Here is a 15,162-nt window from a genome sequence, read left to right as displayed (position 1 = left end):
GGTGGTCAGCCGGCGGTGACCTTGACGGAGTACCCGCCGCGACTTCCGTACGTCGAGTAGCCGGTGTTCAGCGGGTTGCCGTAGCCGGTGTTCTCGACGCGCAGGTAGTAGCGGCCGGCGCTCACCTGACGGCTGATGCTGGCGCTCAGTCCTGTCGGCGTACCGGAGTTGGTCTGGCCGGAGGCCGGGTCCGCGGTGGCGACGACCGCGCCCGCGGAGTCCAGCAGCTGGAGCTTGACGTCCAGGTCGCCACCGGCCGCCGCGGCGTTGGCCGCGAACGTGAAGGTGCCGGCCGACAGATCGATCCGGAAGCTGTCCACGTCAGCGTCGTTGGCGTAGACGCCGTTGACGGCGGTGCCCAGCGTGAGAGCGGTCGCGTCGCCGGTGCCGTTGCCGTGGTCGTCGGCGCGCAGAGCCAGGCCGTTCTGCCCGACCACCGCGAAGTCGTCTTCCTTGTTGTTGGCGCCCGAGTACTCGCCCTTGCTCCACTGGCTGATCGCCTTGGAGTAGCCGACGCCCATGATCGGCGCCCAGGCACCGTGACCGGTGTAGTAGCCGACCGACGCGGTGCCGTCGTGGCTGAGCCCGACGTTGTGCCCGGCCTCGTGCGACGCGGCCTCGGCGATGTTCTTCGCACCGGTACCGACGCCCTTCGTGAAGACGAGCGCCGGCTGGTAGTACGAGTGCTGCGAGGTCGCGTCGTAGACGCCGACGTATGCGACGCCGCCACAACCGCAGCCGGACTGGTACCAGGTGGTCGGATCGATCACGACGCGAGTGCCGTACTGCTGGTCGGACGAACCGGACCGGGTGATGGCCGACTCGGCCGGTGCCTGCGTCGTCACGTCGACGTCGAACGGCGCGTAGTCCTCGGCGACCCGGGCCCACACCTCGCGGACAACGTTCTGCTCGGCGGTGCTCCAGTTGCCCGTGTTGCCGTCGGTGTCGTACGCCGTCACGTTGACGGTGGCCGGCCTGCCGTTACCGTTCCAGGCGGTGCCGCTGATCGTGTGGCCGTCGAAGTCCAGGTAGATCACCCTGCTCGAGCCGGCCTTGCTGTGCAGCTCGAAGGCGGGCCCGGTCGCGGCGGCGACCGCACTGGTCGCCCACTTCGGCGACTTGGCGGTGCTGGCCCGCTCCTTAGCGGTGGCGACCGGCTCGGAGTAGAAGAGCTTGCCGTCCTTGTCCAGCCAGCTGGTCTTGTCGGTGGCGAGGATCCGCTGCAACTTCTGCTCGGCGATGCCGTTGCGCTCAGCCAATTCGGCGAGGCGCGGCTGGAGCTTACTGAGGGCGGCCTTCCCCTGGAGCGACTGGCCTTGGAGCGACTGCCCGAGCAGTGTGTCCAACGGGGCCGGGGACGGACCTTGCTGGGCATCTGCCTGGTTGCCGGCGACGACGGCCAGCGCTCCGAACAGAACGGCACCGGTGCCGACTAGCGCACCGGTTCGGCGGAACCTGCTGTGCATCTTGGGGGCCCTCCTCGGGGACTCCTGGCGGCTCCTCGGCGGTGTACGCCGGGCGGCGGGGAGGAACCGTCCTGCCTCACTTGTGGTGCGCTTCCGCGCACTCTGCGTAGAGAGTGCCCCATCGGTTGCCCCCCTGTATACATTTTTCCGCGGAATTTACCTTCCCCAGAGGCGGCCCCAGGCGCCTTCAGACTCCCTGACACGGCAGCCGAAGCCTGTGATGTGGATCACATCCGATGGGATGTCGATCCAGGCCGGGTTCACCCGACGCGTCATCGAAAGCAAGAACCACTCCCGGAGCACCGGGGCGACGAATCGGAGACAGAACCATGAAGCTCACACTGCACACCTTCCTCAGCATCGACGGCGTCATGCAGGGCCCGGGCGGCTTCGAGGAGGACCGCAGCGGCGGCTTCGACCGCGGCGGCTGGCTGATGCCGTACGGCGACGAGGTGATGGGCGAGATCGTCGAGGGCTGGTTCGCTCACGCGGACGGCATCCTGCTCGGCCGGACGACGTACACGATGATGCAGTCCTACTGGTCGCAGGTGCACGACGGCAGCAACACCGCCACCGGCCTGAACGACCTGCCGAAGTACGTCGCCACCTCCACGCCGCTGGCGCCGGTCTGGAACGACAGCACCGCGCTCACCGGCGACGTCGTCAAGCAGGTCGAGGAGCTGAAGGCGAAGCCCGGTGGCGAACTGCAGATCCACGGCTCCTGCGGCCTGGCCCGCTCGCTGCACCAGGCCGGCCTGATCGACGAGTACCGGCTGATCACCTTCCCGGTCGCGGTCGGTACCGGCAAGCGGCTGTTCACCGAGGACGCTCCGGCGACCGGCTTCAAGCTCCTCGAGAGCCGCGTCACCGGCACCGGCGGGGTGTACTCGGTACTGACGCCGACCCCGTTCCTGACCGGTACCGCGGTGATCGAGGACGGCAGCTCGACCTTCTCCGTCGACTCCTGAGGCAGGCTGGAAAGCCCTTGCTGGTTCCGGAACCACAGGCTCTTGACGAGGCGATCCACCTCTCTGATAGTTAGGAAAGTTTACTAACTATCAGAGAGGTGAAAGATGCGTAAGTTCCGCCCCATCGCACTTGCCCTCGCCTTGTTCGGTGCCGCGTTACTGGTGCCGACCGCCGCGACCACAGCGTCCGCCGCGACCACCACCTACCAGGCCGAGAACGCGGCCCGGACTCAAGGTGTCGTCGAGTCCAACCACGCCGGCTTCACCGGTACCGGGTTCGTCAACTACGACAACGTGGCCGGCTCGTCGGTCACCTTCACCGTCAACGTCGGCACGGCCGGCAACGCGGCGCTCGTGTTCCGGTTCGCCAACGGCACCACGATCAACCGGCCGATGACGATCGCGGTCGACGGCACCACTATCGCGACCCCGCAGTTCGCCAGTACGAGCGTCTGGACCAGCTGGAACACCACCACGGTGAACACCACGCTGCCGACCGGCTCGCACACCATCAAGACCACCGCCACGACCGCGAACGGCGGCCCGAACCTCGACTCGCTCGCCGTCACGGACGCCGGTGGCGGTGGCGGCGGGGCACCGACCGCGGCCGAGCTGCTCGCCAAGGTGACCAGCTGCAGCCAGATCTCCAACGGCACCTACAAGACCGACTCCGAGCTCGGCCGAACCATCCCGGTCTGCGGCAAGAACGGCGCCGTCTTCTGGAAGGCCGACATGGACGTCGACTGCGACGGCTTGCGCACCTCGCAGTGCAACGAGAACACCGACCCCTGGTACCAGCCGGACACCGCCTTCCACACGTCCACGGATCAGCCGCTGAACGCGGCGACCCTCCCGTACGTCGTGGTACCGAGCCCGAGCAGCACCTGGGACTACCGCAACTTCCAGATTGCCGGTGGCGGTGTGGTCGCGGTGATCTACAACAACCAGGTCAGCTACACGGTCGTCGGTGACACCGGACCCGTCGACATCATCGGCGAGGCCTCGTACGCCGCGGCCAGCCAGCTGGGCATCAACCCCAACCCGGAGAACGGCGGCACCGACTCCGGCGTCACCTACATCGTGTTCAAGAACTCGACCATCAACCCGATCGAGAACCACAACCTCGCCGTGACCCGCGGACAGGAGCTGGCCCGCACCTTCATCAACAACAACTGAGTCCGTTGCGTCCGAAGAAGTGGAGGGACGTCATCGTCACTTCTTCGGACGCAACGGACTAGAGCACCAGCACCTGGCGGATTGAGGTTCCCGTTGCCAGGGTGTCGAAGGCTTCGTTGAGGCTCTCCAGGCGGACCGTCGAGGTCAGCAACCGGTCGACCGGCAGCCGGCCCGCCTGGTAGAGCGCGATGTAGCGCGGAATGTCCCGGCTCGGGATCGCCGAGCCGAGATAGGAGCCCTTCAGCGTGCGCTCCTCGGCGACCAGGCTGACGGCCGGAATGCTCAGCAGCTGCGAGGGATCCGGCAGTCCGACCGTGACCGTGGTTCCGCCCCGGCGGGTTGCGGCGTAGGCCTGCCCCAGTACTGCGGCGCTGCCGACGGTCTCGAAGGCGTAGTGCGCACCACCATCGGTCGCCTCCCGCACCTGCTCGGCAACATCGTTGCCTCGGGCATCGATTGCATGAGTCGCGCCGAGCTCCAGCGCAAGGGAAAGCTTCTCCGGTACTACGTCCACCGCGACGATCGGGTGCGCTCCGACGAGCACGGCGCCCAGCAGGGCGGACAATCCGACGCCACCGAGCCCGAAGACGACGGCGCTCTGGCCGGCCTGCACCCGGGCCGTGTTGACGACCGCGCCGACGCCGGTCATCACCGCGCACCCGAAGAGCGCGGCGATCTCGGGTGGCAACGACGGATCGATCCTGACCGCTGATCGCGCCGAGACCACGGCGTAGTCGGCGAAGCCGGACACCCCGAGATGGTGGTGCACCTCGCTCGCGAGCGAGGTGCCGGCGGCCGGCGGCCGATCGGAGGGTGACGGCTGGTCGCTGGCGGGCGGCAGATCACTGGTGGGCGGGATGGTCAGCCGGCGTTCGCCAGAGAGCAGCGTGCCGGTGGCGTTGGCTGCGGCTCCTGGTTCGCAGAGGGCGGCGCGGCCTTCGGCGCAAGGTGCGCAGGCGCCGCACGCCGGTACGAAGGCGAAGCCGACCGTGTCGCCGGGCGCGAAGTTCGCCGCCTCCGACTGGATCACCTCGCCGGTCGCCTCGTGGCCGAGCAGCATCGGCATCACCCGCGGGCGGGATCCGTTGATCACCGACAGGTCCGAGTGACACAACCCGGCCGCGCGGATCCGGACCAGCAACTCGCCCGGCCCGGGTGGCGCGAGGTGCAGCTCCTCGATGGTGAGCGGCCGCGATTCGGCGTACGGGCTCGGCAGGCCCATCTCCCGCAGTACTGCGCCTCGCACGATCATCCGGTGATCCCCTCCAGAGCGGTCCTGATCCCCGGCGGGATCGGGGCGGGCCGGCGGTCGGAGCGATCGACGAAGACGTGCACGAACCGGCCGGTCGCGGCGGGCTCGGCGGAGCCGTCGCGGAACAGCCCGATCTCGTAGCTCACGCTGGAGTTGCCGAGTTTCGTCACCCGCAGCCCCGCGTCGACCGTCTCCGGGAACGCGAGCGACTGTTTGAAGGTGCACTGTGACTCCACGCACAACCCGATCACGTCGCCGCGATGGATGTCGAGCCCGCCGGCCCGGATCAGGAAGTCGTTGATCACGGTGTCGAAGAAGCTGTAGTACTCGACGTTGTTCACGTGCCCGTAGACGTCGTTGTCCTTCCACCGCGTACCGATCGCGAGGAAGTGCGGGTAGGAGCTCCGATCCATCCGCCCACCATAGGACCCGGGCCGGCGGCGTAACTTACGGATGCGTAACTTACGGTGCCGTAGGGTGGGAGGAAGCCCCCCGACGAAGGAGAATCCCGGTGACCGACAAGCTGGTGACGAACCTGCTGCACGAGCTGGAGCCCGTCGTCGAGGAGAATCTCGAGCGGCACCTGGCGATCACGAAGGACTGGAACCCGCACGACTACGTGCCGTGGAGCGAGGGCCGCGACTTCGCCTTCCTGGGCGGCGAGGACTGGGCGCCGGAGCAGTCCCGGCTCGACCCGGTCGCCAAGATCGCGATGATCACCAACCTGCTGACCGAGGACAACCTGCCCTCGTACCACCGCGAGATCGCCACCCAGTTCGGGCTGGACGGCGCGTGGGGGACGTGGGTCGGCCGCTGGACCGCCGAGGAGGGCCGGCACGGGATCGCGTTGCGCGACTACCTGGTGGTGACCCGCGGCGTCGACCCGGTCGAGCTCGAGGTGGCCCGGATGGCGCATATGACCGTCGGCCACGAGGTCGACAAGAACATGCTCGAGGCGATCGCCTACGTGAGCTTCCAGGAGCTCGCCACCCGCGTCTCGCACCGCAACACGGGCAAAGCGACCGGCTGTGCGATCGCCGACCAGCTGCTCGCCCGGATCGCGACCGACGAGAACCTGCACATGATCTTCTACCGCAACCTGGTCTCGGCCGCGTTCGAGTCCGCGCCGAACGAGACGATGCGCGCCGTCACCAACGAGGTCCGCAACTTCTCCATGCCCGGCGCGACGATGGACGGCTTCGCCCGCAACTCGGTGGCGATCGCCAAGGCCGGCATCTACGACCTCCGCCTGCACCACGACGAGGTGGTCGCCCCGATCCTGCGGATGTGGAAGGTCTACGACCGCGAGGACCTGTCCGGCGACGGCGCCAAGGCCCGCGAGGAGCTCGCCGAGTTCATGACCGCCCTCGACGCCCAGGCCTCCCGTTTCGTCGAACAACGCACCCGCCTACTCGAACGCCAGGCCGCCCGCGCCCAGGCCTGAGCAGCGGCCCGGAGACTGAGCGCTCGGAAGTCACCGTTGGCAGGCGTCATCCTGGTGAACAGGCGGGGTCGGACGGCGGCCGAGCGGGTCGCTGTCAGGTCGGTGTGACTACAGTGCTGGCGTGCAGTTCACGCGGGATCTGGGCAGGTTGTTGCGGCGGGGGGATTTCCGTCGGCTCTTCGCTGTTCGTTTGACGTCGCAGTTCGGCGACGGTGTCTTCCAGGTCGCGCTGGCGTCATACGTGTTGTTCTCGCCCGAGCGGGCGCCGGATGCCGCGGCGATCGCGGGGCTGTTCGCCGTCGCGTTGCTGCCGTTCTCGGTGCTCGGGCCGTTCACCGGCGTACTGCTCGATCGCTGGTCCCGGCGGCAGATCCTGTTCGGGGCGAACCTGACCCGGGCCGCGCTGGTTCTCGCGGTCGGCGGGATCGTTGCTGCGGGCAACGCGGGTGTGCCGTTCTATCTGGCGGTGCTGCTCACGCTCGGGGTCAACCGCTTCCTGCTCTCGGGTTTGTCCGCCGGCCTCCCGCACGTCGTGGGCAACGACGAGCTGGTGATGGCCAACGCGGTCACGCCGACCTCAGGTACCGCACTGTTCCTGATCGGCGGTGGCGTCGGCGCCGGGGTCAAACTCGTCTCCGACTCCGACCTGGCAGTCCTCGGTACTACGGCCGCCGTCTACCTCGCCGCGGCCTTCCTCGCGTTGCGGCTCGGGCGGAACCAGCTCGGCCCCGACCTGACCGGCGAGGAACCCGGCCTGGTCGAAGCGGTCCGCGGCATCGTGGCCGGGCTGATCGACGGCGGCCGGCATCTCAAGGAGCGGCGTCAGGCGGCGCTCGGGCTCGCCGCGATCGGTTCGCTGCGGTTCTTCTTCGGGCTCGTCACGGTCGCGATGATCCTGCTGTACCGCAACAATTTCTACGGCCCCGACCAGCTCGACCAGGCGTTCGGCGCGTTGGCGCTCGCGACCGGGGCGGTCGGCGCCGGCTTGTTCATCGCCGCGCTGGTGACGCCGTGGGCCACCCGGGTGCTGACGTTGCGCCGGTGGATCACCGTCTTGTTCGTGGCGGCCGCGGTGGTTACGGCGGTCCCCGGCGGGCTGTACACCCAACCCGCGATCCTGGTCTCCGGCTTCCTCACCGGCTTCTGCGCGCAAGGCGTGAAGATCAGCGTCGACACCCTCGTCCAGACGGGTGTCGACGATGTCTACCGCGGTCGCGTGTTCTCTCTCTACGACATGATCTTCAACGTCGGCCAGGTTTCGGCGGCCGCCCTCGGCGCGCTGATCCTCCCCGACGACGGGAAGTCCTACCCCGTACTGGCCTTCGTGGTTCTCGGCTTCCTGCTGACCGCCTTCCTGTACTCCCGCTGGTCATCGGAGCTCAGGTCCCCCGCAGTGCTGTGATCGGCTCGATGGCGGAGGCTTTCCAGGCCGGGTAGGTGCCGGCGATCAGGCCGATCACGGCACCGAGGAACGGCGCTCCGAAGGTGAGCTTGTTGTCCAGGATCGGCGTCCAGTCGCGGGCGAAGGAGACCCCGACCGTGAGCAGCACCCCGACCGCCGTCCCCAGCAGTCCGCCCAGGAACCCGACGATCACGCTCTCCACCAGGAACTGCCCGGCCACGTGTCTTCGCGCGGCGCCCAGGGCCCGGCGCAGGCCGATCTCGCCCACCCGTTCCAGCACCGACAGCAGCGTCACGTTGGCGATGCCGAGACCGCCGACCAGCAGCGCGACCGCGCCCAGCAAGAGGAACAGCGCGTTCAGGTTCGACTCGACGCCCTTGCGCACGCCACCTTGTTTCGGCGGGGCGTCGACCTTCATCGCACTCGGGTTGTTCGGGTCGATCGCCACCGGCGCCTGCTTGGCGATCAGCTGCGCGCCGCCCACCGTCGTACGGATCTCGACCGACTCCGGCGCCTTCAGGTTGAAGGCCGTCTTGGCCGTTCCGTTCGGCATGATCACCGAGTCGAGCAGCTCGGCCTTACCGCTGACCGAGTCGACGATGCCGATCACCGTGTAGGCCTGGTCGCCGATGAAGACGGCCGGCTGCGAGTCGACCCGGTTGATGCCGAGCCGCTTCGCCGCGTTCTTGCCCAGTACGACGACCTTGTCGCCGCGGCTGTCGTGGCCGGCGTCGAAGAAGCGGCCGGTCTTCAGCGCCGCGCGAACGGCATCGAAGAGCCCGCCCGACGCGGCCATGATCTGCAGCTTGTAGCCCTCCTTCGCGCCATCCAGCCCGGCGACACTGCGGACCAGGTCCTCACCGACGTCGACGTGGCTGACCGTGCCGGCCGCGTCCACCCCGTTCAGCCGGACGAGCCGCTGCGGCGCGTCCCAGGGCAGCTGCGTCGCCGCCTCGCCTTGCTGCCCGGTGTCGTCCGGTGTGACGACGACCCGGGTCGCGGCGGCGAGATCGAACAGCTGGGTGATCTGGCCGGCCGCGGTCTGTCCGAGCCCGACCGTCCCGACCAGCGCGGCGATGCCGAGCACCGTGCCGAGCGTGGTCAGTACCAGGCGGGTCGGCCGGGCGGCGACGCCGGCAAGAGCCTCGTCGAGCAGGTCCCGCAGCGCGGGTCCACCCGAGAGTCGCTTGCGCCGCGGCCCGGCCAGCCGCCGTACCGCACCGGCCAGCGCCAGCCGCCCCGACTTGCGCTGCCGGTGGGACGTGGACGGCCCGCCGGCGGGATCCGGGGGGCCGGCTTTCGGAGGCCCGGCTTTCGGGAGGCCGGCTTTCGGGGTACGGCGCCAGCTCACCACTGCAGCGTCCCGTCGACGATCCGGACCCGGCGCTGGGCCCGCTCACTGACGTGGTCGTCGTGAGTGATCACCGCCAGCGTCATGCCCTCGTGGTGCAGTTCGTCGAACACCGCGAGGATCGCCTCCGCATTGGCGCTGTCCAGGTTTCCGGTCGGTTCGTCGGCGAGCAGCAGACTCGGCTCGGCCACCAGCGCCCGGGCGATCGCGACGCGTTGCCGCTCGCCGCCCGACAGTGTGCTGGGCCCGAACTCCATCCGGTGTGCCAGCCCGACCCGTTCCAGGGCGACTCGTGCACGGGCCATCCGCTCCTTCCGTGGTACTCCGACATAGACCATCGACAGCGCGACGTTCTCCAGCACCGTGCGGTGGTCGAGCAGGTGGAACGACTGGAAGACGAACCCGATCCGCTCACCCCGCAGTACGGCGCGACGCCGCTCCCGCAGGCTCATCGTGTCGACGCCGTCCAGCCGGTAGATCCCACCGGTCGGGTTGTCGAGCAGCCCGAGCAGGTGCAGCAAGGTCGACTTGCCCGACCCGGAGGGGCCGACGATCGACAGATACTCGCCTTCGCGGATGGTCAGGTCGATCTCCCGGATCGCCTGCACCTCCGGTGGCCCGGGAAAGAACCGCCGGACGCCGATCATCTCGACCACCGGCGCCGGCAGCGCCACGGCCGTCGCGGTCATTTGCCGACCACCACTTGGTCGCCCTCGGACAGCTTGGCGTCACCGCTGGCCGTCACCTGGGCGAACCCGTCGGCCGACAACCCGACCTTGACCGGGATCAGCTCGATCTTGCCGTTGCGCAGGACCTCGACCCGCGAGCCCCCGTCCGAGCCCGCCGACAAGGCGGCCAGCGGTACGGCGAGAACCTTGCCGTTGGTGCTCTTGAGCGGGACGGTCACCTTGACGTTCGCCTCACGCAGCCGGTTCAGCTGCGCCGCGGTCAGCGACTTCGGCGCGATCACCACGGTGTAGTCGTCGCCGCTGCCGGTGATCCGGACGATCTTGGCCTGGACGACCGAACCGTCGCCGGGATCGAAGCTGGCCGGCATCCCGGCCTTGAGCCGGTCCTTGGTCGCCGCGTCCACCTTGATGCTGACCACCAGCGAGGCACCGCTGGCCGACATCACCACGCCGTTGACGGTGCCGCCACGCTCGACCTTCACCTCGTCGACCCGGCGCGGCAACGACTTCACGTAGACGATCTCGGACAACGGCAGCGGCGTACCGGCCTTGAACTCGGCCTCGTTCTTGTCCTCCACGGCGTCGGCCAGGTTCTCCTCCGCGTCGTCGACCAGACCCTGCTGGACCGAGGTGTCCGCCTTGCCCGGGCCTGCCTTGGCCTGCTTGAGCGCGGCCTTCGCCTGCCGGAGGGCGTTCTTCATCGCGTCGACACCCTTGTCCGCCTGATCCACCGCCTGCTTGAGCTGCTCGTCGGGCTCGGGCGCGTCGTAGCCGGCCGCCTCATAGAGCCTCTCCACAGCGCGCGAAGTACTGGTGTCGTACTTCGTGTCGACGTTGCCGGGGTCGAATCCCAGCTTCTCGAGCGTCTGCTCGAGTTGCAGCACGTCGGGCCCCTTGGAGCCCGGCGCGAGGGCCCGGTACATCGGCAGTACGCCGGGCAGCCCGATCACCGGACGGCCCGCGATCTCCAGCAGCGCCTTACCTGCCTGGAGGGTGGAACCGACCTTCGGCACCTTGCCCGTCACCACGGCCGGAGTGTGCAGACCACTGGTCTCGACCCGGATGTTCACCGCTCCGTCGAACGAGGTGTCCCCGCGCCCGACGACCTTGCTGGACAACGCCTTCAATTCCACCGGCACGGTGATCTGGGAGGCCTTCGGCGCCGCCGTCTTGGCCGCCGCGTCCTCCGGCGACATCAACCGGCTGCCGGCCGCGACGCCCACCCCGAGGGAGAGCGTCGCCACCGCGGAGACTCCGACCAGCACCCGGCGACGCGACTTGGGTGAGGCGGTCACCGCTCCGACACCGTGTCGCGGTACTGCTCGAGCTGGGTCTTGTTCGCGTCGACGAACTCCTTCTCCAGCTCGTACTGCGCCTTCTTGAACGGCTCCTCGTAGACCTTCTTCTTGCAGCCCTGGTCGGCCTTGGCCAGCTCGATCTCGGCCTTGCGGAGGTCGGCCAGCTTGGCGGCGTCCACCTTGTCGAACGACGGCGGCCCGGTCACTGTCATCGAGCCGTCGGGCTTACCCGGTCCACTGGCGCCGCCCTTGTCCGCGCCGGTCAGGGTATCGAGCTTCTTGCTGATCGATTCGCGCGGATCGTCGGCCTTCTTGAAGCCGCTGTGCCCGGCGTCGGCCAGGCAGTCCGACCAGGCCGAGGTGGCGTCGATGACGCGCTGGTCGGCCTCGATCCGCTTGCGCAGCGCCTCGAGGTCCTTGAACAGCGAGTCGAACTTCTTGAAGTCGGCCATCTGCTCGTCGGCCTTGCCGAACACCTCCTCGGCGGCCTTACCCCGGCAACCGGTGTCCTGTGGCTTGCCCTTGTCACCCGTCGAAGGCGCCATCGCGATGGCACCGCCGTCGGGGTTGTCGAACTGGCCGTTCAGCGCCTTGCCGTAGGCCTTCTGCGCGGACGGTGACAGCGCCTTGCGGATCTTGCTGTTGGGGTCCTTGTCGGCATCGTCGGACGGCTTGCCCCAGTCGATCGTGGAGATGCCGTAGCCGTACTGCTCGGCGAACTTGTCCGGCGGCAGCTTGAAGGCCTCGTCGAACTTGCTCTTCCCCTGCGACTCCGGCGGTACCGCGACGTACTCGAAGCCGGCCGCCTTCATACAGGCGGCGACGGCGTCCTCCATCTTGCGCTGCTTGGCCAGCTGCTCCTCGGAGGACTCCTGGCTGCCGCCGACCGCCCGGGTCGCCACCATGCCGCCGCCACCGGAGCCGGAGAAACCTTCGCCCATGTACTCCGCGAGCGGGCTCTTGTCGTCGCCGCTCTTCACTGGTTCCTGGTCGGCTGCCGAGCTGTTGGCTCCACAGCCGGCCAGTGCCAGGACGGCAACCAGGGAGAGCGCTATGCGTGAGTTCTTCATGCCGTGGAGCGTGCCGCGAACGCTGTGAAGAACCTGTGAAGGACCGATCAGCACCCGATGCTCTCAGCCGATCTTCATCGAAATCTCATGAAGATCAGTCACTGTCAGACCATGCCAGCCCGGATCCTCGTCGCCGAAGACGACCTCAAGCAGGCGGAGCTGATCCGGCGCTATCTCGAGCGCGAGGGCCATACGACGGTCGTCGTGCACGACGGGCGGGCCGCGATCGACGAGGCCCGCCGGCGCAGCCCCGACCTGCTCGTCCTCGACGTGATGATGCCCAAGGTCGACGGCCTCGACGTCTGCCGCGTCCTGCGCGCGGATGCCGCCGGCAACGGTGACGTGCCGATCATCATGCTGACCGCCCGGGCCACCGAGGACGACCTGCTGCTCGGCCTCGACCTGGGCGCCGACGACTACCTGACCAAGCCGTACAACCCGCGCGAGCTGGTGGCCCGGGTCCGGACCGTACTGCGCCGCACGCGCAGCCGTACCGAGGGCGAGGTGTACCGGGTCGGCGGGCTGGAGATCGACCCGGTCCGGCACGAGGTACGGCTGGAGGACGAGCTGGTCGATGTGACTCCGGCCGAGTTCAAGATCCTCGCCTGCCTGGCCGCCTCCCCCGGACGCGCGTTCTCCCGGCAGCAACTGCTCGAACACGCCTTCGGCTTCGACCACTACGTGTTCGACCGGACGATCGACGTGCACGTGATGAACCTGCGCAAGAAGATCGAGCGGGCACCGGCCAGCCCGGCGTACCTGAAGACCGTGTACGGCGTGGGCTACAAGCTCGCCGACAAGGTGGTGGCTCGCGATGCGTCATAGCGTCCTGGTCAGGTTCCTCGGGCTCTCGCTCGCGGTCGCGCTCGGTGCCGTCATCGCCACCGCCGTGATCGCGACCTACAGCACCTCGGAGAAGCTCCAGGGCGAGATCGACCAGAACACCTCGCAGCTCCAGGTCGACGGCGACATCTACGCCCAGCTGAGCACGTACGCCGCCGACCACGAGAGCTGGTCGGGCGTGGACAAGCTGGTCGGCACCTTGTCCGACAAGACCGGCCGGCGGATCGCGCTGACCGACGCCGACGGAGCCGTGATCGCCGACTCGGCCCGGACGCTCGGAGCCGGGCCGGACCTCCCCTCGGTGCCCGCGGCGACGGTCGACGCCCGCAACGAGGGCGGCGGCTACTTCAACGCGGTCGCCGGCGCCACCACGCGGATGGCGACCAGGTCGGCCACCGCCGTCATCGGGCCCAGCGCCACCCAGTACGCCGGTGTGCAACTGGTGGGCTCGGCCAGCTGGGGCCTGACGGACCAGGAGAAGGAGGAGCGGGCCAAGCTCGCGAACCAGGCGTCGGCGTGTTTCCAGGCCAAGGGCCAGGACGTCCAGGTGATCAGCTCGCAGGACGGCCCGCCGCTGTTCTCGATGGCGAGTGGGCAGTCCGTGTCAGGTATGCCCGTGGCGGAGATCCAGCGGCCGGCCAGCCTGCAGGACGATCCCTGCGTACCGGCCGGCCTCTTCGCGCCGAGTGCGAAGGCAGCCGCCGTCAACGCCGACGAGATCCGTCGCTCGACCGACTGCCTGGACGCGGCCGGCGAGCAGTACGACGTGAACCTCAACCCGGGCGACGGGCTCCTGGTGGTCAACCCGGTCGACCCGGCCAGTACCGAGATTCCCGAGGCGTTCTTCCAGTGCGGAAACACCGCCCGCGCCGCCGCGCTCACGCCGTACGTCGCGCCGGAGGCGAAGCTCTACCTTGGCGCCAAGAGCACCTTCAACGTTTTCTCCGGTGAAGGCCTGGCCCGTACTGCGGCCACCGCGCTCGGCGTACTCCTGATCGCGGCGCTCGTCATGGTGTTCGCCGGACGCCGGCTGGTCCGGCCGATCCTGGCCCTCACCGGCGCGGCCCAGCGAATGACGAACGGCGACCACGCCGCCCGGGTCCCGGTGACCGGGCGGGACGAGGTGGCCCGGCTCGGGCACGCCTTCAACGCGATGGCGGAGTCGATCCAGCACCACGACCACCAGCGCAAGGCGATGGTCAGCGACGTCGCCCATGAGCTGCGCACGCCGCTGGCCAACATCAAGGGCTATCTCGTCGCCTCCGAGGACGGGGTGGTTCCGCTCGACAGCGAGCTGGTCACCTCGCTGCTGGAGGAGGCCGGGCTGCTCGAGCGGCTGGTCTCGGACCTACAGGATCTAGCGCTGGCCGACGCGGGCAAGCTCCGGATCCACCCTGAGCTCCGGGACCTGTCCGAGCTGGCTCAGCAAGTGGTGTCAGCGCATCGGCCGGCGGCCGAGGCAGCCGGGGTCACGCTGACCGCCGAGGTGAACGGCCCGGCGCCGGCGGTGGTGGACACCGCCCGGATCCGGCAGGCGCTGGGCAACCTGGTCGCCAACGCGATCCGCTTCACCCCGGCCGACGGCAAGGTGCTGGTCGGCGTACGCCGGGTCGGCAACGGCTACAACCTCACCGTCACGGACAACGGGACGGGCATCTCGGCCGAGCATCTCCCCTACCTCTTCGACCGGTTCTACCGCGCCGAACAGTCCCGCAGCCGGACCACCGGCGGCAGCGGACTCGGCCTGGCCATCACCAAACACCTCGTCGAGGCGCATCGCGGCTCCATCGGCGCAACCAGCCGCCTGGGGCACGGCTCGACTTTCACCATCCAATTGCCTGCGCGCTAACCGCACTGCCATCACACATCAACTTACCGTTCTTGCTCGGGAGCGCGACTACGCACGCTCAGCCGCAGGCGACCAGTCGAGGTTGGTGGGTGGTGGCGGCCCGGACCGTCACCACCCACGGCCGCACAGCAGAAGACATCACGAACTCCCACTGTCGCACCACGCGTGCCGCGGGTACGCGTGGTGCCCGGGTTGATCTACGGGGAAACTATCTTGCTCCAGGCGCACCTGGTGTCAGGGGATTGTCGCAACGCCTTTCAGAGTTGGAGGGCTGTTGTGGGGAGATCGAAGTTGTCGCCGGAGCGTCGGCGGTTGGTGCTGGACTTGTTGAGTCAGGGCCATAAGCCGATGGAA

General features: G+C 68.7%; 12 protein-coding genes and 2 pseudogenes. 7 read left to right on the top strand and 7 right to left on the bottom strand.

All coding sequences use genetic code 11. The annotated features are described in order from the left end of the window. Positions 1–5: 5 nt before the first annotated feature. Positions 6–1,466 carry a pre-peptidase C-terminal domain-containing protein gene (locus tag G3I17_RS32560; RefSeq protein ID WP_164601835.1) on the bottom strand — a complete coding sequence of 487 codons (1,461 nt, stop codon included), beginning with the start codon at positions 1,464–1,466 and terminating at the stop codon, positions 6–8. A 329-nt stretch (positions 1,467–1,795) separates the two neighbouring features. Between G3I17_RS32560 and G3I17_RS32555 the strand changes: the two genes are divergently transcribed. The 3 genes and pseudogenes from G3I17_RS32555 to G3I17_RS32550 form a co-directional block, all read left to right on the top strand. After that, the gene (locus G3I17_RS32555) at positions 1,796–2,434 is read left to right on the top strand and encodes a dihydrofolate reductase family protein (protein ID WP_164601832.1); all 639 of its coding nucleotides are present in this window, start codon (positions 1,796–1,798) and stop codon (positions 2,432–2,434) included. A 105-nt stretch (positions 2,435–2,539) separates the two neighbouring features. Then, a pseudogene (locus tag G3I17_RS41255) lies at positions 2,540–2,986 on the top strand (carbohydrate-binding protein); the annotation flags it as partial. Between the two features lie 48 nt (positions 2,987–3,034). After that, a pseudogene (locus G3I17_RS32550) lies at positions 3,035–3,610 on the top strand (glycoside hydrolase family 75 protein); the annotation flags it as partial. Positions 3,611–3,668: 58 nt separating this feature from the next. On the opposite strand, the gene G3I17_RS32545 reads toward G3I17_RS32550, so the two are convergent. Continuing rightward, positions 3,669–4,862, bottom strand: coding sequence for a zinc-dependent alcohol dehydrogenase family protein (locus G3I17_RS32545; RefSeq protein WP_164601831.1), 1,194 nt, complete (start codon positions 4,860–4,862; stop codon positions 3,669–3,671). Next, on the bottom strand, positions 4,859–5,275 hold the full coding sequence (locus G3I17_RS32540) for a thioesterase family protein (protein ID WP_164601829.1): 417 nt from the start codon (positions 5,273–5,275) through the stop codon (positions 4,859–4,861). Before G3I17_RS32540 ends, G3I17_RS32545 begins: the two co-directional genes overlap by 4 nt. 98 nt (positions 5,276–5,373) lie before the next feature. Between G3I17_RS32540 and G3I17_RS32535 the strand changes: the two genes are divergently transcribed. Both G3I17_RS32535 and G3I17_RS32530 read left to right on the top strand, forming a co-directional pair. Continuing rightward, the gene (locus G3I17_RS32535) at positions 5,374–6,306 is read left to right on the top strand and encodes an acyl-ACP desaturase (RefSeq protein WP_164601827.1); all 933 of its coding nucleotides are present in this window, start codon (positions 5,374–5,376) and stop codon (positions 6,304–6,306) included. Positions 6,307–6,427: 121 nt separating this feature from the next. After that, positions 6,428–7,708: an MFS transporter gene (locus tag G3I17_RS32530; protein ID WP_203591079.1), complete on the top strand. Its 1,281-nt coding sequence runs from the start codon at positions 6,428–6,430 to the stop codon at positions 7,706–7,708. Here G3I17_RS32530 and G3I17_RS32525 read toward each other — a convergent pair. The 4 genes from G3I17_RS32525 to G3I17_RS32510 are packed head-to-tail and all read right to left on the bottom strand — an operon-like array spanning position 7,686 to position 12,116. After that, positions 7,686–9,059: an ABC transporter permease gene (locus G3I17_RS32525; RefSeq protein WP_203591078.1), complete on the bottom strand. Its 1,374-nt coding sequence runs from the start codon at positions 9,057–9,059 to the stop codon at positions 7,686–7,688. The genes G3I17_RS32530 and G3I17_RS32525 overlap by 23 nt on opposite strands. Then, positions 9,056–9,748, bottom strand: a complete 693-nt coding sequence (locus G3I17_RS32520; RefSeq protein WP_164601825.1) for an ABC transporter ATP-binding protein — start codon at positions 9,746–9,748, stop codon at positions 9,056–9,058. Before G3I17_RS32520 ends, G3I17_RS32525 begins: the two co-directional genes overlap by 4 nt. Next, positions 9,745–11,043, bottom strand: a complete 1,299-nt coding sequence (locus G3I17_RS32515) for a peptidoglycan-binding protein (RefSeq protein WP_164601823.1) — start codon at positions 11,041–11,043, stop codon at positions 9,745–9,747. The genes G3I17_RS32520 and G3I17_RS32515 overlap by 4 nt, the downstream gene beginning before the upstream one ends. Next, positions 11,040–12,116 (bottom strand): hypothetical protein, encoded by a 1,077-nt coding sequence (locus G3I17_RS32510; RefSeq protein ID WP_164601821.1) that lies wholly within the window; start codon positions 12,114–12,116, stop codon positions 11,040–11,042. Before G3I17_RS32510 ends, G3I17_RS32515 begins: the two co-directional genes overlap by 4 nt. Before the next feature lie 111 nt (positions 12,117–12,227). On the opposite strand from G3I17_RS32510, the gene G3I17_RS32505 reads away from it, so the two are divergent. Both G3I17_RS32505 and G3I17_RS32500 read left to right on the top strand, forming a co-directional pair. Beyond that, positions 12,228–12,941, top strand: coding sequence for a response regulator transcription factor (locus G3I17_RS32505; RefSeq protein ID WP_164601819.1), 714 nt, complete (start codon positions 12,228–12,230; stop codon positions 12,939–12,941). After that, a complete protein-coding gene (locus G3I17_RS32500; RefSeq protein WP_164601817.1) occupies positions 12,931–14,808 on the top strand; it encodes a HAMP domain-containing sensor histidine kinase in 1,878 nt (625 codons plus the stop codon). Before G3I17_RS32505 ends, G3I17_RS32500 begins: the two co-directional genes overlap by 11 nt. The last annotated feature ends 354 nt before the right edge of the window (positions 14,809–15,162 follow it).

The sequence above is a fragment of the Streptomyces sp. SID13031 genome (genome assembly GCF_010548305.1).
In the GTDB taxonomy this organism is placed as follows: Bacteria; Actinomycetota; Actinomycetes; order Propionibacteriales; family Kribbellaceae; genus Kribbella.
This window is presented reverse-complemented; position numbering and strand designations above follow the sequence as displayed.